The 12,459-nt window shown below is 69.9% G+C and carries 15 protein-coding genes and 1 riboswitch; of the genes, 9 read left to right on the forward strand and 6 right to left on the reverse strand.

Translation table 11 applies throughout. From position 1 onward, the window contains the following. Positions 1 to 80 precede the first annotated feature (80 nt). Genes FJ887_RS16585 through FJ887_RS16605 form a run of 5 tightly spaced genes read left to right on the forward strand, consistent with a single transcriptional unit; the run spans position 81 to position 5,076 of the window. Entirely contained in the window at positions 81 to 803 is a 723-nt protein-coding gene (locus FJ887_RS16585; RefSeq protein ID WP_140955631.1) for a DUF2695 domain-containing protein, read from the forward strand. Positions 804 to 840: 37 nt separating this feature from the next. Continuing rightward, on the forward strand, positions 841 to 1,923 hold the full coding sequence (locus FJ887_RS16590) for a nucleoside hydrolase (protein ID WP_140955632.1): 1,083 nt from the start codon (positions 841 to 843) through the stop codon (positions 1,921 to 1,923). After that, positions 1,916 to 2,758, forward strand: a complete 843-nt coding sequence (locus FJ887_RS16595; RefSeq protein WP_140955633.1) for a histidine kinase — start codon at positions 1,916 to 1,918, stop codon at positions 2,756 to 2,758. The genes FJ887_RS16590 and FJ887_RS16595 overlap by 8 nt, the downstream gene beginning before the upstream one ends. After that, positions 2,759 to 3,565: an energy-coupling factor transporter transmembrane component T family protein gene (locus FJ887_RS16600; protein ID WP_140955634.1), complete on the forward strand. Its 807-nt coding sequence runs from the start codon at positions 2,759 to 2,761 to the stop codon at positions 3,563 to 3,565. It abuts the gene before it with no gap. After that, on the forward strand, positions 3,562 to 5,076 hold the full coding sequence (locus tag FJ887_RS16605; RefSeq protein WP_140955635.1) for an ATP-binding cassette domain-containing protein: 1,515 nt from the start codon (positions 3,562 to 3,564) through the stop codon (positions 5,074 to 5,076). The genes FJ887_RS16600 and FJ887_RS16605 overlap by 4 nt, the downstream gene beginning before the upstream one ends. Positions 5,077 to 5,123: 47 nt before the next feature. On the opposite strand, the gene FJ887_RS16610 is transcribed toward FJ887_RS16605, so the two are convergent. Then, positions 5,124 to 5,414: a YrhK family protein gene (locus FJ887_RS16610; RefSeq protein WP_219993839.1), complete on the reverse strand. Its 291-nt coding sequence runs from the start codon at positions 5,412 to 5,414 to the stop codon at positions 5,124 to 5,126. 355 nt (positions 5,415 to 5,769) lie between these two features. On the opposite strand from FJ887_RS16610, the gene FJ887_RS16615 reads away from it, so the two are divergent. The 3 genes from FJ887_RS16615 (at position 5,770) to FJ887_RS16625 (ending at position 7,751) form a co-directional block, all read left to right on the forward strand. Continuing rightward, the gene (locus FJ887_RS16615; protein WP_137824674.1) at positions 5,770 to 6,231 is read left to right on the forward strand and encodes a VOC family protein; all 462 of its coding nucleotides are present in this window, start codon (positions 5,770 to 5,772) and stop codon (positions 6,229 to 6,231) included. Positions 6,232 to 6,364: 133 nt separating this feature from the next. Next, positions 6,365 to 7,060: a PepSY domain-containing protein gene (locus FJ887_RS16620; RefSeq protein WP_140955636.1), complete on the forward strand. Its 696-nt coding sequence runs from the start codon at positions 6,365 to 6,367 to the stop codon at positions 7,058 to 7,060. A 79-nt stretch (positions 7,061 to 7,139) separates the two neighbouring features. After that, on the forward strand, positions 7,140 to 7,751 hold the full coding sequence (locus FJ887_RS16625; protein WP_140955637.1) for a thymidine kinase: 612 nt from the start codon (positions 7,140 to 7,142) through the stop codon (positions 7,749 to 7,751). 56 nt (positions 7,752 to 7,807) lie between these two features. Here the strand turns inward: FJ887_RS16625 and FJ887_RS16630 are convergent, their stop codons facing one another. Beyond that, entirely contained in the window at positions 7,808 to 8,449 is a 642-nt protein-coding gene (locus tag FJ887_RS16630; protein WP_140955638.1) for a mismatch-specific DNA-glycosylase, read from the reverse strand. Positions 8,450 to 8,497: 48 nt separating this feature from the next. Between FJ887_RS16630 and FJ887_RS16635 the strand changes: the two genes are divergently transcribed. Next, a complete protein-coding gene (locus tag FJ887_RS16635) occupies positions 8,498 to 8,977 on the forward strand; it encodes an SRPBCC family protein (protein WP_140955639.1) in 480 nt (159 codons plus the stop codon). Here FJ887_RS16635 and moeB read toward each other — a convergent pair. The 4 genes from moeB to thiO all read right to left on the reverse strand — a co-directional run bounded on the left by moeB (position 8,961) and on the right by thiO (position 12,352). Beyond that, the gene (gene moeB, locus FJ887_RS16640) at positions 8,961 to 10,115 is read right to left on the reverse strand and encodes a molybdopterin-synthase adenylyltransferase MoeB (RefSeq protein WP_140955640.1); all 1,155 of its coding nucleotides are present in this window, start codon (positions 10,113 to 10,115) and stop codon (positions 8,961 to 8,963) included. The two genes, FJ887_RS16635 and moeB, sit on opposite strands and share 17 nt — an antisense overlap. Further along, positions 10,112 to 10,921 carry a thiazole synthase gene (locus FJ887_RS16645; RefSeq protein ID WP_137824668.1) on the reverse strand — a complete coding sequence of 270 codons (810 nt, stop codon included), beginning with the start codon at positions 10,919 to 10,921 and terminating at the stop codon, positions 10,112 to 10,114. The genes moeB and FJ887_RS16645 overlap by 4 nt, the downstream gene beginning before the upstream one ends. A gap of 1 nt (position 10,922) precedes the next feature. Beyond that, positions 10,923 to 11,159, reverse strand: a complete 237-nt coding sequence (thiS, locus tag FJ887_RS16650) for a sulfur carrier protein ThiS (RefSeq protein WP_137824667.1) — start codon at positions 11,157 to 11,159, stop codon at positions 10,923 to 10,925. Next, the gene (gene thiO / locus FJ887_RS16655; RefSeq protein WP_140955641.1) at positions 11,156 to 12,352 is read right to left on the reverse strand and encodes a glycine oxidase ThiO; all 1,197 of its coding nucleotides are present in this window, start codon (positions 12,350 to 12,352) and stop codon (positions 11,156 to 11,158) included. The genes thiS and thiO overlap by 4 nt, the downstream gene beginning before the upstream one ends. After that, positions 12,343 to 12,445, reverse strand: a riboswitch (TPP riboswitch). (Overlaps the previous gene by 10 nt.) Positions 12,446 to 12,459: the final 14 nt, after the last annotated feature.

The following is a 12,459-nucleotide window of genomic DNA, read 5'->3' on the forward strand; positions in this document are numbered from 1 at the left end:
GGAAGGAGAATCGTAGATGACTCGAAACTCTCTGTGACCTGAGTCTCTCTCATGTCAGTGCCGGATGGCACCGTGAGGTCATGGACAACATCACGGAGAACCCAGAGATCAGGCACCTCGACGACGATTCAGAGTCGCGGCTCAACCCCCTGCCGGGAGAATGCGTCGTCTGCTTCGTCCACCGACAACTCGCCGAGTTCGGGTGCGACGACACTCATCGCTTCGCCGAGCGCTTCCGGGAGCAGACGGCACCGAGGGCTACCGCACTGATCCCGCGACTGCGAGGAATGGGAGCAGAGCACTGCGACTGCCAATTGTTCCGCGAAGTCTTCACCTTCGCACCACGGCCGCTGCTGGCTCGGGGCATCTTCGCTTCGACCATCGGCGGCAGGTTGGATGCCGAAGAGCTGACCGACATCGGAGTGTTCGCTGACCCGAGAGGGGACGGACGCGGCATCGGATACGGCCACCTGAAGACGGGCCGAACCGTCGATCGGTTCGACTGGTCGGACCGGCGCGAATACGTCGACACCGCCGGGTACGACGACGGAGTCGGATTCCCCGGCATGGACGGTCCCGCCGGATACACCGACATCTTCGGTTTCGCGGAGGACGACTACCCGTTCGGGCGCGAACGAGTCGACGCCCCGACACCGGCAGCGATCTATCTCTGCTGTCAGTACGTCCGCCGCGGCTCGACACAGGCATGCGGCAATTGGCAACGGGGGAGACGACGTTCGCGGTGGGCGGACCAGTGGAGGATGATGCCGCCGGACTACTCCAGCGGCCCCAGTCCCTTCTGACAGCTCTCCGGGTCGGCAGATCCGGCAGAATGACCGTATGACTCTGCCGCTCTTCCTCGACTGCGACCCGGGCATCGACGACGCGATCGCGCTCGCCTACCTCCTCTGCCAGGACGACATCGACGTCGTCGGCATCGCCGCCTCGGGCGGGAACGTCCCCACCGCGCAGGTCGTCGAGAACACGCTGGGGTGGCTCACGCTCGCCGGACGCGACGACATCCCCGTCCACCCGGGCCATGCCCTGCCGCTGGTTCGCCAGGAATCAGCGGGCGCACAGACGCCACCCGGACCGACTGCGGGAGAGCCCGAGACCGCCGACATCGAGTACGCGGACCTCACCCACGGTCAGACCGGTGCCGGGTACGCCGCCCTGCCGGAACCGACGGTGCCGCTCAGCCCCACCTCGGCGGCACAGGCATGGGTCGACGCCGCCCGCGCGCACCCCGGCGAGCTCATCGGCATCGTCATCGGGCCGTCGACGAACCTCGCGCTCGCCCTGGAGATCGAACCCCGGCTGCCTCTCCTGCTCCGCCGTCTCTTCATCATGGGCGGGGCCTTCAACTACCGCGGCAACACGCACCCGACGACGGAATGGAACGTCACCTTCGACCCCGAATCGACCGCCGCCGTCCTCGCGGCATTCGACCGGGCCCGTCGCGAGCTCCCCGACATCGCTCTGCCCGTCATCGCCCCGATCGAAGCCACCGAAGCCGTGGCGATGACCCCCGAACGCTGGGCGGCCATCCTCTCAGGCGATGCGGACGACCGGTGGCACGCCGTGCTCCGCGAACTCGGCGAGGCCCTGCGCTTCTACTTCGAGTTCCACGAATGGGACGGACTCGGCTACCTCGCCCACATCCACGACCCCTTCGTCGTCGCCTGCGCCCTCGCGTGGGCCCGCGAACCCGACCGGCCGGAGAGCACCCTGCCCTGGGCGCGAAGCGCCACAGCACCGGTCGACGTCGAACTCACCGGTACACTCACACGAGGCGAAACCGTCGCCGACTGGCTGGGGCGGTGGGGGAGAGAACCCAACGCAGAGATCATCCGCTCGATCGCTGCCGACCTCTTCCTCGACCACCTCGGCGCCACACTGAAGAAGGGACCACACCATGGTTAGAGACACGACCACCCGCACCCTGTCTGGGCAGGGGCCAGCCGCACCGACTGGTCCCGGACAAACCCCCATCACTCTCACCCTCACCGTCCTCGGCACCGCCGTCATCCTCGCGACCTACCTCGTCGTCCTCCTCACGCAGCCCGCCAACCTCGGCACCGACCTCGGCCACACCACCCTGTGGGTCATGGCCGGGTACCTCGCCGGCGGCATCCTCCTCGCGGCCGGCACCCTGCCGCTCATTCCGCGCAGCATCATCGCGCTCATCCCCGTAGCCATCGCCCTCAACATCGTCATCGGCCAGGTCGTCGGCACGCTCACCCCGATCCCGCTCTACCTCGACTCCATCGGCACCGTGATGATCGGCGTTCTCGCCGGACCGGCAGCCGGAGCGTTCACCGGCATCATCTCGAACCTCATCTGGGGAGTGACCCTCAACCCCAGCGTCATCGCCTTCACCACCGGCGCTGCCTTCATCGGCGCCGCCGCCGGATGGGCCGCCCGCCTCGGCGCCTTCCGCACCCCCTGGTTCGCGGTTCTCACCGGAGCGCTCGCGGGAATCCCCGCCGCAGCCCTCGGCGCCCCGGTGGCCGCCTACGTCTTCGGCGGCGGACTCGGGGCCGGCACCGGTGGCATCGTCGCGGTCCTCCAAGCGGCCGGACAGGAGATGCTCGCGGCGACACTGGCCCAGAGCATCGTCTCCGACATCATCGACAAGGCGCTGATCTTCGGCCTCGCTTACCTCGTGCTCCGCACCCTGCCCCGCCGGATCCTCGACAGGTACCCGTTCACCGAGCACAGCCGTCCCCCGCAGGCGCGCGCCGCGCGTCTGAGCTGAATGGCGACAGCGATCCCGGAATCCCGAACCCCCTGGCACCCGGCCACCGACCTCATTGTCATGGCCTGCGCCCTCTTCCTCGTGTTCGGGATTCCGTCGCCGGTCGTCCCCGCCGCCGTCATCCTCGGCACGCTCATCGCAGCGGTGACGACGAGGAGGGTCTCTCTGGCCCGATGGGCGCTGACAGTGGCGGCACTGAGTCTGCCGCTGCTCATCGTCGTCGGACTCGTGCAGGGACTCTTCTACCCCGGGCCGGCGGTGACCGTGCTCTGGCAGTCCGGGGCCGTTCGCGTCACCGTCGAAGGACTCGCGATCGCCGCGCAGATCTGGCTGCGGGTCACCGCGCTCATCGCCCTCGGCGCGCTGTTCGGGCTCGGCAACGACTCCGCGCGGCTCTTCGACGGTCTCATCGCCCTCCGCCTGCCCGCAGCAGTGGCCTACATCTGCGCCTCCGCGCTCAGCCTCATCCCGGATGTGCGCCGACACACCACCGAAGTCCTCGACGCCCTCGCCGCCCGCGGATGGCCGACGCACCGCTGGGGAATGCGCATCCGGCTCCTCCCGCGCATCGTCGCAGGCCTCTTCACCTCCCTGCTCGTCGGGGTCGACCAACGCCATGAGGTCCTCGACCAGCGCGGCTTCGCCCGCTCCGACCACGCCGTCGCCCTGCAGGATCACCGCGATGGTCGGGTGCAGTCCCTCATCCGCCGAGGCGGCCCCGTTCTCACGCTCATCCTCGTCGTCGCCTCGGTGGCAGGCCTCCTGCCCCTGCCCAGCGCCGACACGCTCCTCGGAGGTTGGGGATGAGCGCCGTGCTCGACCTCGCCGGGGTCGACGTCACGTACCGGACGGCGGTGATGCCGGCGCTCTCCGACATCAGCCTGCGACTCGATCCCGGACGGATGCACGCGGTGCTCGGTCCGCAAGGGGCGGGGACCTCGACACTGGCCCGGCTCACCGTCGGACTGCTCAGCGAGCAGGCGACCGTGACCGGCCACGCGGTCGTCACCGACAGCGCCGTCATGCTCGGTGACGATCCCGAGGCGCAGCTGTCGGGGATGACGAGCATCGTCGGCGACGAGGTGCAGCTGCCGAGCCGACTCCACGGCGTGGCCGCCGACAGCGCGCGGATGGCGGCCGCGCTCAGTGCTTTCGGTCTCGACGGCCTGTGGGACCGACGTCTCGACACGCTGTCCGGTGGACAGCGGCAGCTCGTCGCGCTTGCCGGTCTGCTCGCCCTCGACCCCGTGCTCCTCGTTCTCGACGAGCCCGCGCTCTCACTCGACCCGCGGATGCGCCGCAGTCTCATCGCCGGGCTGCGCGCCCACACGGACTCCGGGGGCGCGGTCCTCCTCACCGGTCATCAGTTCGACGACGTCGCCGAGGCCTGCGATGCCGTCAGCTTCCTCTCCTCGGGCACACTGAGCGCCGCCGTGGAACCGTCCTCCCTCGGGGACGCGGCGATCGCGGGGCACGGGGTGTGGACATCGGTGCCGGGGCGTGCACCCGGCCGGTCCCGAGACGCAGTCGCCCTCGCCTCCGAATCCGCTGAGCGGGTGCCCGCCGAACCTGACGCAGGACAGCAGGCCCCTCACCCACGCGCATCCGGTGCGCCCGTGCTCACGATCGACGGCCTGCGGGTGGAACGGGGTGAGGCGGTGGTCCTCGACGGCGTCGACCTGCGACTGCATCCGGGTGAGCTCGTCGCACTCACCGGGGCGAACGGCGCCGGGAAGTCGACGCTGCTGCGGGCGCTCCTCGGCCTCCTCGACCGCAGGGCCACGGTGACGGGCGCAATGAGCGTGCACCGCCTCGGCGAGGACATCTCCCTGCCGGGCATGCCCGCCTGCCGGCGAGCCGCGCATCTCGGGTGGGTCGGTCAGGACCCGGGCACTCAGCTCTCGGCAGCGACGGTGGCGAACGAGCTGCGGCGAGCCGCGCCCCTGCCCCGGCATCGGCGGCGTGAGCGTGAGGCCGTCGTCGCAGAGCGGACCGCGGCGGTCGCCTCGGCGATGGCATTGGTGGGACTCACCGAGGCGGCCGAGGCCCATCCCTTCGACCTCGGGACTGCGCGGCGGAAGGACGTCGTCATCGCCTCAGCGCTCATCACGGAACCGGCGGTCCTCCTGCTCGACGAACCCACACAGGGCAGGGACGCGGCGGCGATGGAACGGCTGAGCGCAGTCGTCGCGGACTTCTGCGAGCGAGGCGGAGCCGTCATCGCGGTCACCCATGACCGACGGTGGGCGCGATCGGCCGCCGACCGGATCGTCACGCTCGACGGGGGTCGCCTCGTCGCGGCGGGCGTCGACGTCTGAGCGCGGCCGGTATCGCCATTCAGGGGTGCGTGAGCGGCGGGGCGTGCTCAGTAGTCGTAGGACGAATCGGTCGTCAGCGTGCCCGGGGTGCGGAACTTCTGGAGGTGGATGTGGCGGGCGAAGCGGATGACCGGGCGGATGAGCATCTCGATGCTGCCGAGGACGAAGAGGCAGGTGCCGGCGAACATGAGGGAATCGGAGAAGAACATGAAGCTGCCGATGAGGAACCACAGGCCGATGAGGACATCGTTGGCGATGCTGATCATCTGGTAGCGCTGGCGGATGACGATCTCGTCGTGTCCGATGTGCATGATGAGGTCGTGTTCCTGCGTGGTCAAGCAGTCCTCCGGAGGATGAGTGGGAAAAGGGCCGTTGTGATTTTACGCGGGGCCGCGGTGCGCGCGCCATCCGAGACCGGTCACGGCGGCGGACTCACAGGAAGACTCAGCCCGCGTGGAGGTCAGCCGGTGGTCGCTGCGGGCTGCGGACATGCGGCGCTGCCGACCAGGTCGCTCGGAGGCGGCGCCGATTGTGCAGTGCGACGCTTCGGAGCGTGGGCGCCGGAATCGAGGACACGAGATCGTCACGCACGCGTCATGCGGGGGACGAGCCGGCGCGGCCGTGTCCGTGGGGTCGGCTACAGTCAGAATCACCGACTCTCAACACGCGCCAGAATCTCAATGAGGAGACATCATGAGCCGTTCCGTACAGATCACCGTTGACTGTCATGACCCGATCCTCCTCGCGAGGTTCTGGGCAGAGGTCCTCGGCTACGTCATCCCCGGTCCACCCGGGACCTCGCTGTCCGACGGGCAGGATCCGTTCGATGCGTGGAGGGAGTTCCTCGAGGGGCTCGGCGTCGAGATGAGACCGGAGGACATGCGTGCTGCGATCGAAGACCCGGCCGGGCGCGGCCCGCGGGTGTTCTTCCAGACAGTCCCCGAGGACAAGACGGTGAAGAACCGCATCCACCTCGATGTCCGTGCCGCTCCAGGACTGCAGGGCGCCGATCGGATGGACGCCCTCGAAGCCGAATGCAATCGACTGGTCGCCCTCGGGGCCACGCGGTTGCAGCGGTTCGAACCGAAACCGCCGATGGAGGCCGGTTTCATCGTCATGGCCGATCCCGAGGGCAACGAGTTCTGCCTCGACTGAACCGGCTGCCTGGACCGGCCAGGCTGCCCGGATCGACCACGTTGCCGCGGTCGACTTGTCGGCCCGGACCGATCCGATGATAGTTCTCTTAGATTCCTGACGGGCTCTCGGCCGCGTTGCTACCGTGATTGGTATGAAGACTGCGAAGCCGACCTACCTCGCCGCTGTCGTCACGCTCGCCTTCAGCCTCGCCTTGACCGGGTGCGCCGGCGGGAATGCCAAATCCCAGAGCCCAGACGCCGCGTCGAGCCAGCCGACGCAGGCCGGAGCGGTCGGCTCCGCATCGGCTGAGGAGAGCGAACAAGCCGGCCAGACCGGGCAATCTGACCAGTCCGATCAAGCTGGACAGACTGGTCAGTCCGGACAGACTGGTCAGTCCGGGCTGTCGGCCGACGCCGACCTGAGCAGAGCCCAGCCGCAGGTGACGCCCGAGGACGCGATCACCGCAGCGCAGACCGACGTCGGCGACGGCACCGTCCACGCCATCGAACTCGACCACGACCGCCGTGACGACGCGTGGCAGTACGAGGTGAAGATCCTCTCCGGCACGACGGACTACGACGTCACGGTCGATGCGGACTCCGGCGACGTCGTCGGCCGCGACGAGGACACCACCGACGACTCCGAGCAGGCCATCGACCTCAGCGCCCCGATGACCTTCGACGAGGCGCTCGGCCTCGCCGCCGGGCAGGGCACAGGGCGGCTGACGAGCTGGAAGCTCGAATCCGACGACGGTCGCGTCGAGTATCAGTTCGACTACGAGGACGGCAGCGCGGACACCGAGGTGACCGTCGACGTGAACTCGAAGAAGGTCACCGTCGACAACTGAGGTGATCTCGCGCCCGGTCCGACGCCCGTGTGCCCCGGTCCGACCCCTGTGTGTCACCGCCTCGGGCTAGGCTGATCCCATGCACGCCAACGCTGCGCCTCCGGTCGGCCGCCTCGAAGTCATCACCGGTCCGATGTTCTCCGGCAAATCCGAAGAGCTCATGCGCCGTGTCCGCCGCGCTCGCATCGCGGGCGTCAACGCGCTCGTCATCAGCCATTCTCTCGACACCCGCGCCGAACTCTCGGCCGTCACCTCGCACATCGGGGTCAACATTCCCGCGATCCCCGTCGGCAACGTCACCGACCTCGCAGCGGTCGCCGCGACGGAGGACTTCGACCTCATCGCCATCGACGAAGCTCAGTTCTTCGGTCCCGACCTCGTCCCGGTCGTCGACGACCTCCTGGCCACGGGTGCCACGGTCATCGTCGAAGGCCTCTGCGTGACCTTCGACGGCGCACCGTTCGAACCGCTGCCGACCTTCATGGCGCTCGCTGAGGACGTCACGAAGCTCACGGCAGTCTGCACGATCTGCGGCCGCGACGCCGTGTTCCATGAGCGCATCGCCGCGCAGCCGACCGGCGCCGCCACCGACATCGACGCCAGTCACGTCGGCGGCCTCGACTCCTATGTCGCCCGCTGCCGCGTGCACTTCCGTGAGGGAACGGCGTGCACCGATCCGGACCGGCCATGAGCCCGGCACCTTCCTCACCCTGATCCCGCGGCGGCCCTGTCGTCAGCCGGGCAGCGTCACTGCTCGATGGCAGCCCACGTCTCCCGCCAGATGTCGGCGAGCGCTGCGATGTTGTAATGCGCGTTCAACCCGCTCGGCTGCGGCACGACGCGCAGAGCGACGTCCTCCGGCCAGCCGGGAATGAGCGAGGTGTCCTGGACGCCGAGCGTCGCCTTCGGCTGGGAGAACGCGATCCGGAACGAGGTGATCCCGGCGATCGCCACGGCTGCCGGTCGAATCTCGGCCAAGCGCGCGACGAGCCGGGCACCGCCGGCGCGCAACTCCTCGTTCGTCAGCTCATCGGCCCGGGCAGTGGCCCGTCCGACGAGGTTGGTGATCCCGATGCCCCGGGAGAGCAGATGCTCCTCGTCCTCGGCGGAGAGACCGAGCGAGGCATCGACGAGGTGATCGGTCAGCCCGCCCCGATGGAGCGAGGGCCAGAAGCGATTGCCCGGACGCGCGAAGGGCGCATTGACCGCCGCCGTCCACAGTCCCGGATTGATGCCGACGATGAGCAGGGAGAGTTCTCCGGGCCCGACCGGGAGAACATCGTCGATGGCGTCGGGATCGTCGGTGGCGAACTGCGCGAGGTCGTCCTTCGTCGGCTTCCGCCCGCCGAGCGGCGATGGTCTGCGGGGTCGGCGATTTTCGGCTGGCACGCCACCCAGACTACCGTCGAAGGACGACGCGTCGAACGGAGGCCCGCCATGAGCCACGAGCACACCCGGCCCCGCCCCGGTGAGTCCGCGCCCTTCCACTTCGAGTCGGTGTGGCGGGTGGCCGATCCCCTCGCAGCGGTGTGGTCGGTCCTCACCGACGTCGAGGCCTGGCCGCAGTGGTGGCCGGGCATCGCCGCGGCCACCACAGACGACTCCGGTGTGCACCCCGGCAGTCGCGCGGGGATCACCGTGCGCAGCCCCCTCGGCGTCGCGTTCGACATCACGCTGTCCATCGAGGGTCTCACTCCTGCGCGGCAGGTGCGCCTCGTCGCCGACGGCGATCTGCGCGGCTTCGGCGTCTGGACCCTCGCGCGCACCGGGCCGCTCACCGCGATCTCTTCGACCTGGTGCGTGACGACGCGTCGGCGCTCCGTCCGGGTCCTCAGACCGGTCTCCGCCGGCATGCACGGCTTCGTCATGCGAGCAGGCGAGGACGGACTCCGCCGCCGCCTCAGCGCACTGGCGTAGACCCCGCCGCAGCCCACGCCTCGATGCCTCCGGCCAAGGACCGGATGCGGATGTCCGGCGGCACCTCGCTGCTCATTGCCGAGACGGCGCGAGCCGACCGCACCCCCGACTTGCAGTGGACGACGATGTCGGCGGCAGGGCCGACCGCCTCGGCGAGGGACTGCCAACCGCGGTCGACGACGTCGGCAAGCGGGACGTGCACGCTGCCGGGGATCGCCTCGAGCTCCCGCTCCCACGCCTCCCGGACATCGACGATCACCGGCGCCGGGGTGAGCGCGCGGACCTCGTCGACCGTGACCTCCGCAACCCCGACCGGAGTCGGGGCTCCCACCGCCGGTGCCGCACAGGCGAGGGCCACCTCGGCGAGATCCGTGACTGCGGGCCGGTCCGGGTCGGGCGAGAAGCGCAGCGTCGTCAACGTCGTGCTCAGCGCATCGACCCGCAGCAGGCGGCCGAGCAGGGGATCGCCGATACCGCAGATGAGCTTGATCGCCTCGGCGGCCATGACCGACCCGACGAGACCGCAGAGCACCCCGAGCACCCCGCCTTCGGCACAGCTCGGCACGGAATCGGCATCGGGGATGTCGGGGAAGAGGTCACGCAGCATCGGACCGTGACCGGGGAAGAACGTGCTCACCTGCCCCTCGAAGCGGAAGATCGTTCCCCACACGAGCGGTGTGCCGGTGAGTTCGGCGGCGTCGTTGGACAGGTAGCGGGTCGCGAAGTTGTCCGCCCCGTCGATGACGAGGTCGTGGCCGGCGAAGAGTTCGAGGGCATTGTCCGGGCTCAGCCGCTCGGCGATGGTCTCGACGGTGAGGGCGGGATCGAGCCGGAGCAGGGCGTCACGTGCGGATTCGACCTTGGGACGGCCGACATCGGCATCCCGATGGAGGATCTGGCGCTGCAGGTTCGAGACGTCGACGACATCGTCGTCGATGACGGTCAGCTGCCCGAGCCCAGCCGCTCCGAGGTACTGGAGGACCGGGGCGCCGAGACCGCCGGCGCCGATGACGAGGACTTTCGCCGTGCGCAGGCGGCGCTGACCGGTCACCCCGACATCGGGCAGGCTGAGATGCCGAGAGTAGCGGGCGATCTCCGCGGGGGTGAGCTCGGGTCCGGGGTCGACGAGCGGTCTCACGGCCCCATCACCAGGTTCTCGACCGAGGTCGTGCGGGCGGTCTCCGCGGTGACCCGTCCGTCGTCGGGGGACGAGGCCAGCGCAAGCGGTCGTTTGGGGATCCGTCCCGCCCCGGCCGCCAGACGACCGGCGTCGACGGCGAGCCGCATCGCCTGCGCCATCGCGGGGGCGTCGTGCGCACGAGTGACGGCGGAGGCGAGCAGCACCGCGGTGCACCCGAGCTCCATGGCCAGGGCGGCGTCCGAGGCGGTGCCGATGCCCGCGTCGAGGATGACGGGCACCTGGGCGCGGGAGACGATCGTCTCGATGTTGTGCGGGTTGAGGATGCCCAGGCCCGAACCGATCGGAGCGCCGGCGGGCATGACCGCGGCGGCCCCGGCGTCCTCTAGCCGCTTCGCCAGTGCCGGATCGTCGTTCGTGTAGGCGAAGACCGTGAAACCGTCGAGGACGAGCTCCTCGGTGGCGCGGAAGAGTTCGACGGGGTCGGGCAGAAGGGTGTCCTCGTCGGCGATGACCTCGAGTTTGACCCAGTTCGTCTCGAGCGCCTCGCGGGCCAGCTGAGCGGTGAGCACGGCATCGCGGGCCGTGTAGCAGCCGGCCGTGTTCGGCAGTGAGCGGATGCCCAGCCGTTCGAGGAGCGCGAACACCGAATCCCTGGCTTCGGCGTCGAAGCGGCGGATCGCGACCGTCGTCAGCTCTGTCGCCGAGGCGGTCAGGGCGTCCTCGAGGATGCGCAGGGTGCTCGCCCCACCCGTGCCCATGACGAGGTGGGAGTCGAAGGTCACGGTGTCGATGGTCCAGCTCATGTCAGCCTCCCTGGACTGCGGTGACGATGTCGACGGTGTGGCCGTCGGTGATGGTGAAGCCGGCCCACAGGCCGCGGCGCACGACTTCGCCGTCGACGGCGAGGGCCACCCCGAGGCGGCCGCCGTCGACCGGGGTGCCGTCCTCGCTCAGCTGCCGTCCGGTGATGTCCTCGACGAGGGTGCGGGCGGTCGTGCCCGCGGTGATGTCCCGGCGGTCGCCGTTGAGAGTGATGGTCATGATCCCTTCCTTGCTGTCAGTAGTGGCGCAGCAGGTGGCTGCGGTGATGGTGGCGGGTCGGGCTCGAACCGTCCCGGTGCCACGGCTTCGCGCGCACCGACGGGCAGCCACGCGGAGTCGGCGCCGAGGACGAGATCCGCACCGAGGCGGGCGCCGAACGGTGCGAGGAGCACCCCGTGGCGGAAGTACCCGGTGGAGACGACGAGACCGGGGTCGCTGCGGCCGAGCAGAGGGAGGTCGTCGGGCGAACCGGGCCGGGCCCGCGCGGTGATCTCCGTGATCTCACATCCAAGGAGCCCGGGAACGAGGCGTTCGGCGTCGTGGAGGAGACGGTGGACGCCCTCGGCGAGGATGCCCGCCTGACCGTCCTCCCGGGACGTCGCCCCGAGGACGAGCTCCCCATCGGGGCGCGGCACGACGTAGACGGGCCGACCGGCGACGAGTCCCCGGATCGTGCGGGTGAGCAGCGGGGGAGCGTCGGGGTCCGAGCGGAGCCGGATGACATCGCCGTGGACGGCCCGCAGCGGCAGCGGCGGAGCCCCGGCGATCGCATTGTGCGCCATGCCTGCGGCGAGCACGACCTGATCGGCGCGGGCTCGGCGCCCCGAGGCGAGCACGACTCCGGTCGTCCGAGCCGGGGCTTCGCCGGCCGGTGACCCCTCCTCGCCGACCAGCCCCGTCACCCGATCCTCGATGACGCGGTCACCGAGGACGGTGAGCAGCGCGCGCGTCACCCGCCGGGGATCGATCGCATGATCGCCGGGAATGAGGACGGCCCCGCACACACCGGGAGCCAGGGCGGGTTCGAGGTCGCGGGCCCGGGAACCGGTGAGCAGTTCGAGGTCGGAACCGGCCGCGGACTGAAGCGCGCTGAGTTCGCACAGGGCCGTGAGATCCGCGCGGTCCCCGGCGCAGACGAGCGTGGCGGTCGTCGTCTCCCCGAGGTCGGCCCCCGAATCCCGGGTCAGTGCCGCAGTGAAGTCGGGGTAGAGGTCGGCGGAGACGCGCATGAGCGGAAACAGCGGAGTCTGGCCCCACGCGATCTCGGCGGCAGGGGCGATCATCCCGGCCGCGGCCGATGTGGCACCCGTGCCTGGGTGCGGATCGATGACGGTGACGGCCGCCCCGCGCCGGTGCAGCTCCCACGCCGTGGCCAGGCCGATGATCCCGGCGCCGACGACGATGACGTCCATGCGATTCTCCCTCCGGCGGCATGACCCGCATCAGGTGAGGCGGTCGGCACGAAGCCCTCTCAGCCTCCCAGCGAGGCTCCCGCGAACTCCTCTACTCTAGGAGCATG

The sequence above is a fragment of the Brevibacterium sp. XM4083 genome, from assembly GCF_006489205.2.
In the GTDB taxonomy this organism is placed as follows: Bacteria; Actinomycetota; Actinomycetes; order Actinomycetales; family Brevibacteriaceae; genus Brevibacterium.